Source organism: Bradyrhizobium sp. 215_C5_N1_1, assembly GCF_052075935.1.
Taxonomy (GTDB): domain Bacteria; phylum Pseudomonadota; class Alphaproteobacteria; order Rhizobiales; family Xanthobacteraceae; genus Bradyrhizobium; species Bradyrhizobium barranii.
Map to the genome: position 1 here is coordinate 2,854,547 of NZ_CP197228.1, position 17,742 is coordinate 2,872,288.

The window sequence follows — 17,742 nt, forward strand, 5'->3', positions numbered from 1 at the left end:
ATACGACGGACAACTTCATCCAGGCGGGCTATCGGCTCTTCGAGCCAGAGGTGCCCGAGGCCTCGGCGCACACGCTCTATTGGCGGAAGTGGCTTCGCTGAGCAGGGTTTCCCGTAATGCGGAACGTACTTTTCTCGGCGTAGGATGGCCAATGCGAGACACAGTGTGGCTCGCACTCCCAAGATGTTCGGGGGCCCGGCGGCTTGATGGCTGACGGGCCCTTTTTGCGTATTGAAGCGATGCGGGTGAAGCACTTGCGAAGTTGGTGGTGCCGGGCTTTAAGTTTGCTCTTGCAGGAAATTCGGCAACCATAAGCCGATGTAAGGGAGCGCCGTCGATGCCCACCAAGCCTCAATTACCGGAACGTTCGTCGCGGGCGACGGGCGCGCCTACCGCGCTCGACGGTCTGTTGGTCGTCGATTTTACGCGGGTCGTGGCGGGGCCGGCCTGCACGCAGACGCTTGCCGATTTCGGTGCACGCGTCATCAAGATCGAGAATCCGGATGGTGGCGACGATACGCGGGCCTACGAACACGCCGAAATCGGCGGAGAAAGCGCCGCCTATCTGAGCCTGAACCGCAACAAGCGCGGCATCGCGCTCGACCTGACCATGCCGCAGGCTCGCGAGATCGCACTGGACCTGATCCGGAAGGCGGATGTAGTCGTGGAGAATTTTTCGAGCGGGGTCATGAAGAAGTTCGGCCTCGACTACGAGGCGGTCGCGCCGCTCAACCCGCGGCTGGTCTATTGCTCGATCTCGGCTTACGGACGCTCAGGACCATTTGCCGCGCGGCCCGGCTTCGATCCCATCACGCAGGCGGAAAGCGGCTTCCTGTCCCTCAATGGGTTCGCCGATGGGCCTGCGGTTCGTACCGGCCCGCCGATCGTGGACATGGCGACGGGGATGTCCGCCTGCAACGCCATCCTGCTGGCGCTGTTGGCGCGCGATCGGCTCGGCCGTGGGCAGCATGTCGAGGTCGCCCTGTTCGACGTCGCCATGGGCATGACCGGCTTCTACGGCATGGCCTATCTGATCAACGGCGAAAACCCTGGCCGGTTCGGCAATTCGCCGAACGGGTCCCCCACTGTTGGTGTCTATGAAGCTTCCGATGGGCCGCTTTACATGGCCTGCGCCAACGACCGGCTCTATCGCCGGCTGGTGGTCGAGGTGCTGAACCGGCCCGATTTGATCACTGATCCGCAGTTCGCGTCGCGCAAAGCGCGCTCTGAGAACAAGGAGCTCCTGCGGGCAGCCATCGCAGAGGTCTTTGCGAGCGATACCCTCGAGAACTGGATAGCGAAGATGAAGCTGGCCAATATCCCGGTCGGCTATCTCCGAACGGTCGAGGAGGGGTTCAATGCGCCCGAGGCCCGCGAGCGCCATCGCCTGAACAGGATTCCGCACCGTACTGCAGAGTGGGTCCCCAATATCGAACCTCCGATCAATATGAGCCTGACGGGAGCGATTGATCCCGTCGCTGCGCCCCTGTTAGGCGAGCATACCGAAGACGTCCTGCGTGATACGCTCGGTTACGACGAGCGCCGGATTTCGGAGTTCACTCAGAAGGGCGTCTTTGGATCAGACAAGCCATCGACCTCAGGCCAAGCCTGAGCGGTCAGGTCCGCGGAGCCAGGCACCGCAAAGTTCGCGGAAAGCTGCTTTGAGAAGACGGTGTACGTGACATCGCATTCCTGCGGACAGCCGGGATGCAGGGCGACCACGCAACGTTAACCCTGCCCAGCTTGATTTGGCGAAGTTCCCGCCGCATAACTATGTGAAAGCGAGGGACACGAATGGCGCCTGGTCAAGGGCCGAGCATGGGCCAGCCGACGGGGCAGGAAGCCGGCGAACGCGCCTATGCGGCAATGATCGCGAGGACCCGGGCGCTCGTGCCGCGGCTGCGAGAGCGGGCTGCCCGCACGGAGGAGCTGCGGCATCTTCCGACGGAAACCGAGAAGGATCTCCACGACGCTGGCCTGTTCCGCATGCTGCAGCCGAAGCGCATCGGCGGTGCCGAGCTTGACTATGTCGCCCTTGTCGACTGCGCCGAACTGCTGGGAATGGCGGATGCGTCAGTGGCGTGGAATCTCGCTAACCTGGCGAGCCATCACTGGATGCTCGGCATGTTCGAGCAGAAGGCGCAGGATCTGGTCTGGGGCCGTGATCCCGACGCGCTGATTGCGTCCTCGTTCATTTTTCCAGCCGGTCGCGCCACGAGGGTCGAGGGCGGTTACAGGTTGCACGGGAGCTGGCCGTTCTCCTCGGGCGTTGCCTCCTGCGAATGGAACATGCTTGCAAGCGTTGTCTATTCCGACGACGAAGCAGACGGGATCGAGTACCGAATCTTCCTGCTGCCGAAAGTCGACTACAAGGTGCTCGACACCTGGAATGTCACGGGACTGCGCGGTACCGGCTCCTGCGATGTCGAAGTCAGGGACGTTTTCGTGGCCGACTATATGACGGTAGCGGTTGGCGATCTTGCCGGTGGCCCGACGCCGGGAAGCACGGTCAATCCCAATCCGCTGTATGCGCTACCTGTGTTCTCGCTATTTCCTTACGTCCTCTCCGGCGTCGCGCTGGGGAACGCTCAAGTATGCCTCGACGATTATGCGGAGGTCGCACGTCATCGCATTTCAACCTACAACCGCGCCAAGCTCAGCGACTTTCAAAGCACTCAGATCAAGATCGCGGAGGCTTCGGCCAAGATCGACGCTGCGCGCCTGATCATGCGTTCGGCCTGCGTCAATGCAATGGAAGATGCAAGGCGCGGCCGTATTCCTGATATGGCGATCAAGACCAGATATCGTCGCGATGGCGCATTTTCGGTGAATCTATGCACCGACGCGGTCTCGATGCTGTTTGCGGCGAGCGGAGCGCGCGGTCTGTTCACGACGGGCGTGTTGCAGCGGCAGTTCCGCGATGCGCACGCGATAAACTCGCATCTTGCGTTCAACTTCGATGCGGCCGGAACCAACTACGGACGGGTGGCTCTGGGGCTGCCGTCCGAGAATCTCACGCTGTGAGGCCGGCCGATGAATGATCTGCCGAAGCAGCCGGCCATTTCCGATCCAGCCAACGAACTCGCCAGCGACAGCTCGCCGATCGATCCTCGTGATTTTCGCAACGCGCTTGGAACATACGGAACGGGCGTAACGATCATCACGGCCATGGCCGCTGATGGCAAGCCCTATGGTATCACCTGCAATTCGTTCGCGTCAGTCTCCCTGAATCCCCCTCTGGTCCTGTGGAGCCTCGGATTCTATTCCTCGAGCCTCCCCGTGTTTCAGAACGCCAGCCATTTCGCCGTTCACATACTCGGCACGTCGCAGCAAACGCTTGCGAACAAATTTTCAAAATCGTCCGAGGACAAGTTCGCCGGAGTCGACTGGACCCCGGGCCTCGGGAACGCGCCGGTCCTTGCCGAGAGTGTCGCCAACTTTCAGTGCCGATCGGTCAATCGCTATTATGGCGGTGACCACGTGATTTTTCTCGGCGCGGTCGAGGCCTATGCCTACAGTGCCAAGGAGCCCCTGCTGTTTGCGCGCGGGGGGTATGGCCGGTTCCTGGCTGATGATGAACGCAAGAAGTCGCCATAAGGCGATACAAGGACGCTCGTCGGCTCAGCGGTCTGTGGCCGAGAGTTTGTAGATTTCCAAAGCGTCCGCGTCCGCGCCGCGTGCAGCCTTGGCCAGCCTGAATATCTGTCCGGCGAGGGTCGCCATCGGCACCGGCGTTGACGTCGCCTGGGCGACATCGGCGACTGTGTCGAGATCCTTGAGCATTGTCGCGATATGGCCAAGCGGCGGCGAGTGGATGCCCTGGACCATGCGCGGCACGAAGAGCTGAAGCGGGATGGAATCCGCAAAGCCGCCGGCGAGCGCCTCGGGCAGCCGGCCTGCGTCAATCCCTGCATTCGAGGCAAGGCGCGTTGCTTCCGCCAGAACGGCCATCGCGCATCCGACGATCACCTGGTTGCAGAGTTTTGTGGTTTGGCCAGCCCCGATCGGGCCCATGTGGGTGAACCTGCGTGCCATGTGCAGCACATAGGGCCGTGCCCGCTCGATGTCAGCAGCTTCTCCGCCGGCCATGATGGCGAGCGTGCCTTCCTCTGCGCCCTTGGTGCCGCCGGACACCGGCGCATCTATCCAACCCGCGCCATTCGCGTCTTTCAGCCGCGCTGCAAGATCGCGCGCGGCGTCGGGATGGATCGACGAGAAGTCAACGACGAGCTTGCCTGCGCCGGGAGCCGCTGCAAGACCGTCGGGCCCGAAGATCACCTCTTCGACGGCGGCGGCATCGGTCACGCACATGAAGACGAGATCCGCGTTCGCCAACATGTCGCGGGGCGTGGCTGCGCGCTTGGCGCCGGCCGCGACGAGCGGAGCGACCTTGCCCTCCGAACGATTCCAGACAGCGACCTGATGGCCGGCTTTGAGCAGGCGCCGGGTCATCGGCGTTCCCATCAGTCCAAGGCCGAGATAGCCGAGCCTCTCGACGCCCTGCGGGTTTGTCTTGCTCGCATCAGCCATAGGTTGCCTCCATCTGTCGCAGCGCAAACGCCGCCTTACCATACATTGCAGGCTGGACAGTGAAACCGTTCGGCTCGCATGGCTTGCCTGATTGTTTGAACCATGAAACATTTGAGTGGTCGGGTTGGGCGGCGCCGGTCGGCGCCGGAGCAGCGGAGTGGGCACGATGCGAACCGTTTCGAAGTGGATCCTGGCTTTGGGAGCGGCCGTGGCTGCGAGCGCGGGGGCAGCCCCGTCATGGGCACAGCAGACCATTCGCGTCGGCTGGACCATCCCGGCCGAGGAATCCAAGTACTGGATGATGCGCAGGCCAGCTGAGTTTCCCAATATCGGCAAGGCCTACAACATCGAATGGACCCAATTTCAGGGCACCGCGCCGATGACGCAGGCATTGGCGGCCGGCGCGCTGGATTGCGCGACGCAAGCGCCGCTGTCGCTGGCCAACGGTGTGGTCGGCGGCAATCTCAAGGCCTACATCGTGGCGCAGCACGTCTTCGAGAAGCCCGGCGGTTTCTCGGTCTATTGGGCGGTGATGGATGACTCGCCGATCAAGACGATCGCCGATCTCAAAGGCAAGACGGTCGGCATTTCCGTGATCGGTGGCGGCACGCAAGGCCCGTTCAACCTGTTGCTCAAGCAGAATGGCGTCGATCCGGCCAAGGACATCAAGCTGGTCGAGGTCGGCTTTGCCGTCTCCGAAGATGCGCTGCGTCAGGGCCGCGTCGACGCGGTCAACATGAACCAGCCCTTTGCCGCACGTGCGGAGGCGAAGGGTGGCACAAGAAAGCTGTTCTCGTTGTCGCAGGCGATGCCGAACATCGTGCACATCCTGGAAGCCTGCCGCGCGGATTTCGTCGACAAGAACCCCGACTTGGTGAAGGCCTACGTGCGTGACATTATCTCAGGTATGAAGAAAGCGCTGGCCAACCGCGAAGAGACGCTAAAGGTCGTCAATGAGGTTCTGAAGGCGCCTATTCCGGTGCTCGAGACCTATCTGCTCAAGGACAACGATTTCGGCCGCGATCCGGGTGCGGCGCCGAACTTCCCCGCGATCCAGAAGATGCTGGACATCTACGCGGAGACCGGAATGCTGCCGAAGCTGGATGCCATGCAGTTCAAGCACGCGACGATCGTCGCGCCGCTGGAATAGGCGACGGGCGAATTGTCCCAACAAGGGGCGCGGCGTCCCGGATCATCTCGGACGTTGCATGAAAAAGATGCGCGCATGAAGAAGTTGCGATCACGGGTCACGACTGACGGCCTCGACCGGGCCCCGCACCGCGCTTTCATGCGCGCAATGGGGCTCGACGACGCAGCGATCGCCAAGCCGATGGTGGGCGTCGTCAGCATGAAGGGCGAGCAGACGCCCTGCAATATGACCCACGACTTCCAAGTGGCCGCGGCCAAGACGGGAATCGAGGAGGCGGGTGGCACGCCGCGCGAATTCTCCACCGTGTCGGTCTCCGACGGCATCAGCATGAATCACGAGGGAATGAAGTTTTCTCTCTTTTCGCGCGAGCTGATTGCCGATTCGATCGAAGCCGTCGTTCATGGTCTCGCCTATGACGCGCTGATCGGGTACGGCGGATGCGACAAGACACTTCCCGGCGTGATGATGGGCATGGTTCGTTGCAACGTACCGTCCATTTTCATCTACGGCGGCAGCTCGCTGCCGGGCCGGGTGGACGGGCGGACGCTCACGGTGCTCGACTCCTATGAAGCTGTCGGCAGCTTCATGACCGGAGAGATCGACGGCGCCACGCTCGAACGGATCGAGCGCGCCTGCCTGCCGACCATTGGCGCGTGCGCGGGCCAGTTTACCGCGAACACGATGGGGATGGCGTCGGAGGCGATGGGGCTGACCATTCCCAACGTCTCGATGGTGCCCGGTGTCTATGCCGAACGTGCACAGATCTCGCGCCGCGCCGGGCGGCTGGTGATGGAGATGCTGGAACGTGGCGGCCCGCTGCCGCGCGACCTCGTGACTCGGAAATCCCTCGAGAACGGTGCGGCGATTGTTGCCGCCACGGGCGGCTCGACCAACGCTGCGCTGCATCTGCCGGCGATCGCGAATGAGGCCGGGATCGCATTCACGATTGATGACGTCGGCAAGGTCTTTGCCAGGACGCCGCTGATTGGAAACTTGCGGCCGGGCGGCAAGTACACTGCGAAGGATGTCTACGACATCGGCGGTGCGGCCGTCGTGATCCGCGAGTTGATCCAGAGCGGGCACATCGATGGGAGCTGCTTGTCCGTCACGGGGCGCACGCTCGCCGAAGAATATGGCGCGGCCAACGCTCCCGATGGTGAAGTCGTTTACGCGTCTCGTGCGCCGATCATGCCTGATGGTGGCGTGGCGGTTCTGAAGGGCAATCTCTGTCCAGACGGTGCGGTGATCAAGGTCGCAGGTTTAAAGAGTCAGCACTTCGAGGGCGTTGCGCGCGTCTTCGAAGATGAGGAGGCGTGTGTCAAAGCGGTCCGTGACCGCGCCTACACGGCGGGCGAGGTGCTGGTGATCCGCAATGAAGGGCCAGTCGGCGGCCCGGGCATGCGTGAGATGCTCGGCGTTACCGCGCTGATCTACGGCCAGGGTATGGGCGAGAAAGTGGCCCTGATCACCGATGGACGGTTCTCCGGCGCTACTCGCGGCATGTGCATCGGCTACGTGTCCCCCGAAGCGTTCGTCGGCGGTCCGTTGGCGCTTGTTCGCGACGGCGACAGGATCCTGATCGATGCCGCAAACCGGCGGATGGATATGCTGGTCGACGAGCAGGAACTCACGGCGCGCCGACGCGATTGGAAGCCGAGGCCGCCCCGTCACCGTGGAGGTGCGCTCGCAAAGTATGCGCGGCTGGTCGGACAGGCGCCGGGCGGAGCCGTGACACATGAGGGCCCTGCAGAATGGCCTTGGTTCGAATGATGCGCTGCTCCCGCGCGAGAATGACCGCCTGTCTGGCAAGTTTCTTGCTAAGCTCGATCAGCTGATGGAGGACATCAGCGGATCGGCTGCGTGACGTTCGCGCGTGAGTCAAGCGAGAGACGGAATGAGGGTAGTGCCTTCGAGATCGAGCGAATGGGTGAATCCGGTGACGTCACAAAGGCCGGCTTCTGCGATCATCGAGATCGACCGCGTCTCCCAGGTTTTCCAGACCTCGGCGCGCAAGGATCATTTGGCGCTATCGGACATCTCGCTGACGATCGAGGAAGGAGCCTTCGTCTCCATCCTTGGTCCGTCCGGCTGCGGCAAGTCGACACTTCTTTATATCGTCGGCGGCTTCGTCCGCCCGACCAGCGGCGTGGCGCGGATGAAGGGACAGACGATCACGGGCCCGGGTCCGGATCGCGGACCAGTGTTTCAGGAGTTCGCTCTGTTTCCCTGGAAGACCGTGTTGGGCAATGTGATGTATGGCCCGCGCCAGCAAGGTGTGCCTGCCACCGAGGCCGGAGCACAGAGCCAGGCCTTGATCGAGATGGTCGGCCTCAAAGGCTATGAGAACTTTTATCCCAAGGAGCTCTCGGGTGGCATGAAGCAGCGCGTCGCGCTGGCCCGGACATTGGCTTACCACCCTGAAGTTCTGCTGATGGACGAGCCGTTCGGCGCGCTCGACGCGCACACCCGTACACGTCTCCAGAATGATCTCCTGAACATCTGGGAGCGTGACCGCAAGACGGTGCTGTTCGTGACCCATTCGGTCGACGAGGCCGTCTTCCTGTCGGACAAAGTCGTGATGATGTCGAAATCTCCCGGCCGCATTAGGCAGGTGATCGACATCGATCTGCCTCGGCCGCGTCGCCGCAACGAGCTGTTGCTCGATCCGCGCTACCAGAAATACGTCGTCGACATCGAGCGCATGTTCGACGAGGTCGACGAGACCGGATCGCCGTCATGACATCGCTGGCTGCCGCCGCCAGACGTGCCGCCCCGGTGTTCGCTTGCATCGGGCTGCTGGCGGTGTGGCAGGTCGCGTCGCTCGTACTGAAGAATGACAGCTTTCCGACGGCGATCGAGGCGATCCGCGCAATCCCGGATATCCTTGGCGACAAGGAGTCGCTGATCAACATCCTGGCCTCGCTTCGCCGCATGGCGATCGGGTTCGGCGTAGCCGTGCTCGTTTCGATCCCGCTGGGTCTGTTGATGGGGCGTAGCCGCGCCGTCGCGGCCTTCTTCAACCCGCTTCTAATGGTGATCTATCCCGTGCCGAAAGCGGCGCTGATGCCGATCATCATGCTTTGGCTGGGCGTCGGCGACATCACGAAGACGCTGGTGATCTTCCTCGGCGTCAGCCTCCCCGTGATCTATCACAGCTTTGAGGGAGCCCAAGCCGTCGAAGAGAAGATGCTGTGGTCGGGCGCCGCGATGGGACTTTCGCCGCTGCAACGGCTGGTGCGGATCGTGCTGCCGGCGGCGCTGCCGGAGATCCTGACCGGATGTCGCACCGGTCTCGTGCTGGCGCTGATCACGATGATCACCAGCGAGATGATCGCCCGCCAGTCCGGCGCCGGCAACATTCTGTTCAATGCGCTGGACATGGGCCAATACGACACCGTCTTCGCGATGATCATCATCGTGGGGGCGATGGGAATTTGCCTCGATGCGATTTTCGAGCGGGTCCGCGCACGGCTGGTGCGCTGGTCCGAGCCTCAGTTCGACATGCCGCTGAGCTTCTCATGACATCGCGTCTTCCCTCAGCAAACGTCGTTCTCGGGCTCGCGCCAATTGTGCTGGTCATCGCGGTTTGGCAAGGCCTCGTATCGTTCGGCTTTGCGCCTGCGGTCTTGCTGCCGCCGCCGGGATACGTCTTCAGCAGGTTGCTCCAGCAACTCGTGACGTGGACGTTTCAGCAGGAGATCGCGGCGACCCTGATCCGGCTGTTTGCCGGCTTTGCGATTGCGGTCGTGCTCGGTGTAAGTATCGGCATCGCCGCGGCCGCCAATCCAGCGATCAATGCCGTGGTTCGGCCAATCGTGCGCGTATTGGCGCCGTTGCCTAAAGTCGCACTCTATCCGGCGCTGCTGCTTCTGCTCGGCTTCGGTCACGGATCGAAGATTACGCTGGTGGCTGCGGATGCGCTTTTTCCCATTCTGCTGTCCACTTATTACGGCGCATCAGCCGTCGAGCAGAAGCTGATCTGGTCGGCGATGGCAGCGGGAACCCCGCGCTATGAAATCTTGTTCAAGGTGGTCTTGCCGGCAGCGATGCCCTCGATCCTGACCGGCTGCCGGATCGGCCTTGTCATTTCCTGCATCGTGGTGTTTCTGGCCGAGATGATCACGTCGACGGACGGGTTGGGGCACGTGCTGGTGACGGCGGCCCGAACTTTTCAGGCCGTCGACATGTTCGTACCGCTGATCACGATTTCGCTGCTGGGGTTGATCCTGAACGGCTTGCTGGGTGCCCTGCGATCGTATCTCTTGCGGGGCTTCCCCGAAACGTGATCTGACTGAACAAAGAAACCAGAAGACTGGGAGTGAACCATGCTGGCGGATCGCATCGAGGCAAAATGGATCGACGCGTTTTGCGAGATCTTTGAGCGCTGCGCCGTCAAGGCCGGCGACACCGCGGCAATCCTCTCGGAAACCCAATCGCGCGCGCTGAACGTTCATTTGGCGGAGCTCGCCCTGCTGCGGATGGGCGCGCGGCCGTTTCATGTGGTGATGCCGACGCCACGTAACCGGAATATCGTGCCGGTTCGCTCGACCGGGGCAAGCGAGGCAATCCAGCGGCTTGGTCCGGTCATCACCGCACTCCAGCAGGCCGGCTTTGTGGTGGATTGCACCATCGAGGGCCTGATGCATGCGGTGGAAACGCCGGAGATCCTCAAGGCCGGTGCGCGGATACTGGTGATCTCCAACGAACACCCGGAAGCGCTGGAGCGGATGGTGCCGGATCCCGCACTCGAGAAGCGCGTTCGCGCGGCGGCGAAGTTGTTGCGTGGGACGAAGCGGATGCGCGTGACATCGAACGCCGGCACGGCGCTCGACGTTGACATGGTCGGTGCGTCCACGGTCGGCGTGTGGGGCTGGACCGACAAGCCCGGCACGCTGGCGCACTGGCCGGGTGGCATTGTGGTTAGCTTTCCCAAGAGCGGAACGATCAACGGGACGTTGGTGATGGCCCCCGGTGACATCAATCTGACCTTCAAGCGCTACCTGGCGTCCCCGGTGAAAATGACGCTGAAGGACGATTATGTCGTCGAGCTGGAGGGCGAGGGCACAGATGCCGCGATGATGCGCGCCTATCTCGCAGCGTGGGGTGATCGCGAGGCCTATGCGGTCTCGCATGTCGGTTTCGGCATGAATCCGGGGGCCCGCTACGAGGCCCTCTCGATGTATGACCAGCGCGACACCAACGGCACTGAAATTCGCGCCGTCTCCGGCAATTTCCTGTTCTCGACCGGCGCGAACGAATTTGCCGGCCGCTACACGGCGGGCCACTTTGATTTGCCGATGATGGGAACGACGATCGAACTCGACGGCGTCGCGGTCGTTCGCGAAGGCGTGCTGCAGGACGTCTTCGGCTAGCTGCGGTCGAGGACCGGTGGGCGCGCCAGGCCGAAATGCCGGAGCAGGTCGACCATGGCCTGAAGCCGCTTAACGCGATAGGCGTCGACGTCCATGCCTGAATAATCGAGGAAGCCGGCACCCGTTCGCAAGCCGATGCGGCCTTCTTGCATATTGCGGGAAATGACGTCCGGCGCGCGATAGCGATCGCTGCCGAGCGCGCCTTCGAGATACCGGCTGGCGTAGTACAAGATGTCGCCGCCGCCCCAGTCGATGAACTCGAGCAGTCCGAGCACGGCATAGCGGAAGCCAAAGCCGTAACGGATCGCTTTGTCGATCTCCTCGGCGCTGGCGACGCCCTCCTCGACCATGCGTGCGGCCTCGTTCATCGCCAACGCCTGGATGCGCGGGACGATGAAGCCGGGCGTCGCCGCGCAGACCACGGGGACCTTTCCGATGGCTTCGAGCAGCGCCTTGACCTCATCGATGATGGCGGGGTCAGTGGCTTTGCCGGGCGAAACCTCGACCAGCGGGATTAGATAGGCCGGATTGAGCCAGTGCACATTGAGGAAGCGGCGAGGGTTCACGATCGCACCGGAGAGATCGTCGACGAGGATGGTCGACGTGGTCGAAGCGATGATCGTATCCGGGCCGACTTGTTTTGAAGCCGCCCCCAGCACCTCGCGCTTGAGCTCGACGACCTCGGGAACGCCCTCGAAGACCATCCCGGCTTCGGCCAGCGCTGCGCTGCTTCGGCTGGCCGGCACCACCGAAACCCGTGCGATGAGCGGAGCAACGTCCGCCTCCGTCAGCAGACCGAGCTTCGACAGGCTGGCAATGGTCTTGCTGACCTCGCCCAGCGAGTCCGCCTCCAGCCTGGCGAAGTCCTCCGCGGAACGGGCCTTGATGTCGATCATCGTGACCGCATGACCCGCATAGGCGAACGCGACGGCGATGCCGCGTCCCATGCGGCCGGCTCCCAGACAGGCGATATTGGCGCGACTGGTCATCGGTTAAAACCCCGTACGGAGAATCGTCTGTAGTTCGGCCTTGCCGAGATTGCCTAGTCCGAGCGTCTCGAGCGTTCGGCCGCCTTGCGCAAAATCCTCACCGCACACAGCGCCGCCGATGGAGAGGAATGCTCTGGCCAGCGGCGTGGATACACCCGCGATGCCGGCAACGGAGACCAGCAGCGACAGCCCAAGCCGCAGATCCTCACGCATATAGCGGTGCTCGGTCAGCACGATCCGCTCACGCCAGTCGCCGGAATCGGTCAGCCGGTCGTGCGAGCCACGGCCGTACATCCAGATCTCGCCCTCTTTGGCGTAGTGGTGGGCCAGCGGAAAATGCGGTGCGCCATAGCCAAGCGCTTCGCGCACCGCGATTCGTTCTGCGTCGAGCGCGTCGGTCACCCGGCGGATCGCGGCCTGCGTTCCTTCCTTGTGGATGTCCCATCGTTCGAAATGCTCGATCGGGCCCGCGTTCATCACGATCAACGGCGGGTGAATAATGGGCCCAGCATTCATCAGCGCGCCGGAGAGTGCATCGCCGCAGGGCTCGATCGCATCAGGGAAAGCGCGTCCGATCACTTCGATTGCATGCGCGGCCCGATCGAGCGGAAACACGCCAACCGGCAACCGCTTGGCGCGGATGGTAATCGCGACCTCGAACGGCCCGTGCTTGCGGGTCAGCCAAGGCAGCGTGCCGGTCTCGGCAAAGCTCGCCTTGGCGTGGTTTCCGGCATCCCGCGCGGCTTGGGCGAAGATCATCGAGCCGAATGTGGCGGGCGGCAGGAACACGACCTGGCCGTCCTGCAAATGCGGAGCGAGCAAACGAGCAATGTCCGGCTGCGCGAAGGCAGGGGCGGGGCACAGAATCAGCTCGGTGCCATCAATTGCTTCGGCGATGTCGGTCGTCACCAGCGCGAGCTTCACATCGTGCCGGCCATTATGATCCTTCACCAGGATGCGCGAGCCGGCCGCGCGATGCGCCGTCACCTGATCAGCGTCGCGGCGCCAGAGCTGGACCTCATGCCCGGACAGCGCAAAATCGCCCGCGGCCGCGAAAGAGCCGTTTCCCCCACCCAGAACTGCAATCTTCAAGATGCTTCTCCTTGCGCGCGCGATTGCGCATCAAGCTGCTTCAGCAGGAAATGCTGGACCTTGCCCAGCGCCGTGCGCGGCAGGTCGTTGACGAAGACGATGTCGCGCGGAACCTTGTAACGGGCGAGCTGCGTCTGAAGATGCGCTCTCAGCTCCTCCGCTTCGAGCCGGCAGCCGGACCGCCCGATGACATAGGCGATCGGCACCTCGTCCCAGCGCGGGTCCGGCCGGCCGATCACGGCGCATTCGCTGACATCGGGATGTTCGAGCAGGACGCGCTCGATCTCGGCCGGATAGACGTTCTCGCCGCCGGAAATAATCACATTCTTCTTGCGGTCGCGGACCCAGAAATAGCCGTCGGCGTCGCACAGGCCGATATCGCCGGTGCGATACCAACCGTCGTGCAGCGCATCGCGCGTGGCATCCGCATTGCCCCAATATTCGAAGAACACGTTGGGCCCTCGCACGGCGATTTCGCCCGGCGTACCCGCAGGGACCTCATTGCCGGCCTGATCGATCACCTTCGCTTCGCAGCACAGGCCGGCAAGTCCGGTCGATCCCGCGCGCGAAAGATCGCCGCCAAGCCGGGTGTAGATTGCGATGGGGCAGGTTTCCGTCGAACCATAGACCTGAAGCACCGGAACATCGCGCGCCACGAAGCGATCGATCAGGTGCGGTGGCACGATGGTCGAGCCGGTCGAGACGGCTTTGAGCGACGAGAGATCGGTCGTTGTCCAGGCGGGATGCTCGCTCACGGCCTGGAGGATTGCAGGCACCATCACCGTCAGGGTCGGTCTTTCCCGTTCAATGGCCGCGAGCGCAGTATCTGGCGTGAAGCGGGCGTGGATCGTGACCGTCGCACCAAGCTGCAGCGCCGGCGTGGTTTGGATGTTGAGGCCACCGACATGGAAGAACGGCAGTACCGTCAGCACGTGATCATCTGACGTCATGTTCTGCATGTGCTGGCTCATGACGCCGTTCCAGAACAAGGCTTCTTGCCGCAGAACAGCGCCCTTCGGCCGTCCCGTCGTTCCAGACGTGTAGACGACGAGCAGCGGGCAGGAGAGATCAGTGTGCGGATTGCGGCCGCTGCCTTCGCTGCGAGCCAGCAGGTCTTCGAATGTTACGCCCCGCGACGGCGCGAAATCGAGGCCGATGACGGCCGTCCCCGGCGCAAGCTCCGGGAGAACTCCGGCAAATGCCTGCTCGAGTACCAGGACCTTTGCGCCCGCATCGGTGAGAATGAAGCGCTGCTCGGCAACCGCCAGCCGCCAGTTCAGCGGCACCAGCATCGCACCAAGTCGCGCGCATGCGTAGAGCAGAACCAGATAGTCCGGCCGGTTCAGGCTCAGGATTGCGACGCGGTCGCCTCGGCCGACGCCGAGCTCCTGCTTCAACGCCGTGGCGGTCCGTTCGATGCGCGCGGCGAGTGCGGCGTAGCTCAGCCGCTCACCCTCGAAGGCGATCGCCGTCTTGTCTGGCGCGAACGCCGCGTTGCGATCGATCAGACTACAGAGGTCCACGGTCAGTCGTCCGTTTCACCGGCCTCGTACAGCGCCTCGCGCCCGATCCGGTCGAGGCAGAGCTCGGCGGTCCAGGGCAGCATGAGCGAGCCGCAGCGGCTGTCGCGATAGATGCGCTCCAGCGGCAGTGAACGGAGCATGGCCTGACCGCCGCAGGTGCGGATCGCGAGCGCGGCGAGCTCATTGGCGCCCTCCATCACCGAATATTGCGCGGCATAGGCGCGCAGCACCTGCTCCTTGCTTGGATTGGCGCGGGCCTCGGTGACGGCCTGGAACCAGATCGCCTTGATCTGCTCGAGCTTGATCTGCATCTGCGCGACCGCGATTTGCTTGGTCGGGTACATCCGGCGCTTGACCGGCGGCATGCCCGGTACCTCGCCGCGAAGATAGCGCACGGTGAAATCATAGGCGGCTTGCGCCAGGCCCATATAGGTCGGCGACAGCGTCAGGAACATGTGAGGCCAGCGCATCGCCGCCTGGAAATAGACGCCGCGCGGCATCAGCGCGGAATCCTCAGGGACGAACACATCCTTGAACAGCAGCGTGCGAGAGACTGTGCCGCGCATGCCGAGTGGATCCCAGTCGCCGACCACCGAGACACCGTCCGATTTCGCGGAGATCGCGAGGTAAAGGGTGTTGCGGCGCGAGGCTTTTTCGCCCTCCTCGATCTCGGTGCAGAGCACGCCGTAATAGTCGGCATGACCGGACAGCGATGCAAAGATCTTCCTGCCGTTGACGATCCAACCGCCCTTTACGGGCTTTGCTTCCGTGCCGAACGCGACGCCGCCGGCCGCGGCCGCTCCGCCCTCGGAAAAGGGCTGCGAGTAGATCGCGCCATCCTCGACGATACGCTTGTAATGCACCGCGCGCCGCCGCTCGTGCTCGGCGCGGGTCTCCGCGTCCATGTCGAGATCGTCGGCGAGCGGACCGGACCACAGGGTCGAGCAGACGTGCATGTTCCAGGTGAGGGCGGTCGCGCCGCAATAGCGGCCGATTTCCGCTGCCGCTAGTGCGTAAGTTTGATAGTGCGCGCCGAGCCCGCCATGCTTCTTGGGAACCGCGATGCCGAGCAGGCCGACGCGATGCAGGTCGCGATAATTCTCTGTCGGGAAGATCGCCTCGCGATCGTAAGTCGCCGCGCGACCAGCGAACACGCTCTGGCCGATCTCGCGGGCGCGCGCGATGATGCCGGCCTGCTCGTCGTTCAGGCGGAATGCGACGGGATCGAAGATCGGAGCATCCAGCGCGACCTTGTCGGTTGCGCCGATGTTCTTTCTGACTTGCATGGTCATTGCGCAGCCACCCTACGTTTTGGTCGCGACGGAATTCAGGAACCGGCCGAGGGCTTCGTCGAACGCGTCAGGGCGTTCAAGGTTGGCGAGATGGCCGACCCCGGCCAGCTCGACATATTCGGCAGTGGGAATGAATGTTGCCGTCTTTGCCATCATGGGGGCAGGCGCATTGTTGTCCTTGGAGCCGGACAGCAACAGCGTCGGGACGGAAATGTCCTTGAGTGTGCTGCGCTGATCGAAGCCCATCAAAGCCAGCATCATGGCGCGATAGCTCGCCTCGGGCACGCTTGCCATGCACTCGCGCGCAAGCTCCATTCCCTTCGGATCAGGATCGTCGCCGACAAGCTCCTTCACCAGGGAAGGAGCCAGCGACTTCATGGTCTCGCCGCGATCGAGCGGCCCAAGCCGCGCCGCGATGAACGATTTCTGCCAATCGCCATCGGCCTTGCCGAAGGCCGGGCTGGTCTGCGCGAGGACGACCGCGCGCGCCAGTTTCGGGGATTGCGCCAGCCATTTCTGGACGATCATGCCACCGATCGAATGGCCGACCAGAATTGGCTTGGTTGCACCAAGCTGCTCAATGAATTGCTGGAGCGCATCGGCAAGGGCCGCGATGCTGACGCTGGCGAGCGGCGCCGATCCGCCGTAGCCCGGCATGTCCCATGCAATCGCGCGGAACTGAGTGCTGAATCTCGCAAGCTGCTGCCGCCAGGCCCGTGCCGCGCCGCCAATGCCATGCAGGAAGATCAGGGGTGTCGCGTCCGGATCGCCCGCGGCTTCATAGGCGAAGCGGCCGTCTTTTGTTATCATTGGCGCAGGCTGCGACACGCGACATCCTTTTGCTCGGCCGGTCGATGCTAACAGGCCTGTAGGGGATGGGAAGCGATAATTTTATACTTAAAGCAATTTTCGGGCCGGTCTCTCGCGCTAAGGCGTTCGCGGCGCTACGGCAGCTTCGTTGCAAAAACTTGAAGGTTAAAATATATCGAGGAACGATCAGCAGAGCCAAGGAGCCAGCGCATGTCCGGATTGCCGCACTCGCCGCACGCGCTCGTGACCGGTGGCGGTCGCGGCATCGGCCGCGCCATCGCAGCCTCTCTTGTCGGGGCAGGCGCAACCGTGACGGTGCTCGGCCGGAACGCCGCTGTTCTAGAAGAGGCGGTCAGCGCAGGTGCCGCGCATTTTGCTGCGATCGCCGACGTCTCGAACGAATTATCACTGAAAGCCGCTATCGCTGAAGCGAGCGCGCGAAAGCCGATCGACATCCTGATCGCCAACGCGGGCAGCGCCGAATCCGCGCCGTTCGCGAAATCGGACGCTGCCCTGTTTGTGCGCATGATGGACGTCAATTTCATGGGCGTTGTCCATGCCATCCAGGGCGTTCTGCCGGGCATGAAGGATCGTCCCTATGGCCGCATCGTCGCGATTGCCTCGACGGCGGGGCTCAAGGGCTACGCCTATGTCAGCGCGTATACGGCGGCGAAGCACGCCGTCGTCGGTCTCGTGCGCTCTCTTGCCCTCGAGACGGCCGGAAGCAATGTGACTGTGAATGCGGTGTGTCCGGGCTTCACCGACACCGATCTGGTCGCCGGCAGCATTGAAAACATCATGAAGAAGACCGGCAGGAGCCGCGAGCAGGCGATCGCCGAGCTCGCGAAGCACAATCCGCAGGGACGGCTGATCACGCCTCAAGAGGTGGCTGACGCAGTGCTTTGGTTGTGCGGCGAAGGCGCTGGTGCGATCACCGGGCAGGCGATTGCAGTCGCAGGCGGCGAAATCTAGTAGCGCGGAACA

General features: G+C 63.1%; 16 protein-coding genes. 10 read left to right on the forward strand and 6 right to left on the reverse strand.

Annotation, left to right across the window (positions count from 1 at the left end):
- Positions 1-337 precede the first annotated feature (337 nt).
- The 3 genes from AB7G19_RS13395 (at position 338) to AB7G19_RS13405 (ending at position 3,597) form a co-directional block, all read left to right on the forward strand.
- Complete coding sequence (locus AB7G19_RS13395; RefSeq protein ID WP_441268824.1) at positions 338-1,612, forward strand: CaiB/BaiF CoA transferase family protein; 1,275 nt, start codon at positions 338-340, stop codon at positions 1,610-1,612.
- A gap of 206 nt (positions 1,613-1,818) precedes the next feature.
- Positions 1,819-3,024 carry an acyl-CoA dehydrogenase family protein gene (locus AB7G19_RS13400; RefSeq protein WP_441268825.1) on the forward strand — a complete coding sequence of 402 codons (1,206 nt, stop codon included), beginning with the start codon at positions 1,819-1,821 and terminating at the stop codon, positions 3,022-3,024.
- A gap of 9 nt (positions 3,025-3,033) precedes the next feature.
- The gene (locus AB7G19_RS13405; protein WP_231142657.1) at positions 3,034-3,597 is read left to right on the forward strand and encodes a flavin reductase family protein; all 564 of its coding nucleotides are present in this window, start codon (positions 3,034-3,036) and stop codon (positions 3,595-3,597) included.
- Positions 3,598-3,621: 24 nt separating this feature from the next.
- Here AB7G19_RS13405 and AB7G19_RS13410 read toward each other — a convergent pair whose 3' ends face one another.
- Positions 3,622-4,530 (reverse strand): NAD(P)-dependent oxidoreductase, encoded by a 909-nt coding sequence (locus tag AB7G19_RS13410; protein WP_441267854.1) that lies wholly within the window; start codon positions 4,528-4,530, stop codon positions 3,622-3,624.
- A 166-nt stretch (positions 4,531-4,696) separates the two neighbouring features.
- Here AB7G19_RS13410 and AB7G19_RS13415 point away from each other — a divergent pair, with 166 nt between their 5' ends.
- From AB7G19_RS13415 to AB7G19_RS13440, 6 genes are all read left to right on the forward strand, one after another.
- A complete protein-coding gene (locus tag AB7G19_RS13415; RefSeq protein WP_441267855.1) occupies positions 4,697-5,680 on the forward strand; it encodes an ABC transporter substrate-binding protein in 984 nt (327 codons plus the stop codon).
- A 75-nt stretch (positions 5,681-5,755) separates the two neighbouring features.
- Positions 5,756-7,450 (forward strand): dihydroxy-acid dehydratase, encoded by a 1,695-nt coding sequence (gene ilvD / locus AB7G19_RS13420; RefSeq protein ID WP_441267856.1) that lies wholly within the window; start codon positions 5,756-5,758, stop codon positions 7,448-7,450.
- A gap of 124 nt (positions 7,451-7,574) precedes the next feature.
- A complete protein-coding gene (locus AB7G19_RS13425) occupies positions 7,575-8,420 on the forward strand; it encodes an ABC transporter ATP-binding protein (protein WP_439036986.1) in 846 nt (281 codons plus the stop codon).
- A complete protein-coding gene (locus AB7G19_RS13430; RefSeq protein WP_439035334.1) occupies positions 8,417-9,202 on the forward strand; it encodes an ABC transporter permease in 786 nt (261 codons plus the stop codon). Before AB7G19_RS13425 ends, AB7G19_RS13430 begins: the two co-directional genes overlap by 4 nt.
- A complete protein-coding gene (locus AB7G19_RS13435; protein ID WP_441267857.1) occupies positions 9,199-9,966 on the forward strand; it encodes an ABC transporter permease in 768 nt (255 codons plus the stop codon). The genes AB7G19_RS13430 and AB7G19_RS13435 overlap by 4 nt, the downstream gene beginning before the upstream one ends.
- A gap of 39 nt (positions 9,967-10,005) precedes the next feature.
- On the forward strand, positions 10,006-11,052 hold the full coding sequence (locus tag AB7G19_RS13440) for a peptidase M29 (protein ID WP_441267858.1): 1,047 nt from the start codon (positions 10,006-10,008) through the stop codon (positions 11,050-11,052).
- On the opposite strand, the gene AB7G19_RS13445 is transcribed toward AB7G19_RS13440, so the two are convergent.
- Genes AB7G19_RS13445 through AB7G19_RS13465 form a run of 5 tightly spaced genes read right to left on the reverse strand, consistent with a single transcriptional unit; the run spans position 11,049 to position 16,758 of the window.
- Positions 11,049-12,041: a 3-hydroxybutyryl-CoA dehydrogenase gene (locus AB7G19_RS13445; protein ID WP_441267859.1), complete on the reverse strand. Its 993-nt coding sequence runs from the start codon at positions 12,039-12,041 to the stop codon at positions 11,049-11,051. The genes AB7G19_RS13440 and AB7G19_RS13445 overlap by 4 nt on opposite strands.
- Positions 12,042-12,044: 3 nt before the next feature.
- Complete coding sequence (locus tag AB7G19_RS13450) at positions 12,045-13,133, reverse strand: NAD/NADP-dependent octopine/nopaline dehydrogenase family protein (RefSeq protein ID WP_135215116.1); 1,089 nt, start codon at positions 13,131-13,133, stop codon at positions 12,045-12,047.
- Entirely contained in the window at positions 13,130-14,656 is a 1,527-nt protein-coding gene (locus AB7G19_RS13455) for a class I adenylate-forming enzyme family protein (RefSeq protein ID WP_354098874.1), read from the reverse strand. The genes AB7G19_RS13450 and AB7G19_RS13455 overlap by 4 nt, the downstream gene beginning before the upstream one ends.
- A 2-nt stretch (positions 14,657-14,658) precedes the next feature.
- Positions 14,659-15,948 carry an acyl-CoA dehydrogenase family protein gene (locus AB7G19_RS13460; protein WP_441267860.1) on the reverse strand — a complete coding sequence of 430 codons (1,290 nt, stop codon included), beginning with the start codon at positions 15,946-15,948 and terminating at the stop codon, positions 14,659-14,661.
- Between the two features lie 12 nt (positions 15,949-15,960).
- Positions 15,961-16,758 (reverse strand): alpha/beta fold hydrolase, encoded by a 798-nt coding sequence (locus AB7G19_RS13465; RefSeq protein WP_441267861.1) that lies wholly within the window; start codon positions 16,756-16,758, stop codon positions 15,961-15,963.
- 210 nt (positions 16,759-16,968) lie between these two features.
- On the opposite strand from AB7G19_RS13465, the gene AB7G19_RS13470 reads away from it, so the two are divergent.
- Positions 16,969-17,730, forward strand: a complete 762-nt coding sequence (locus tag AB7G19_RS13470; protein ID WP_063982085.1) for an SDR family NAD(P)-dependent oxidoreductase — start codon at positions 16,969-16,971, stop codon at positions 17,728-17,730.
- Positions 17,731-17,742 lie beyond the last annotated feature (12 nt).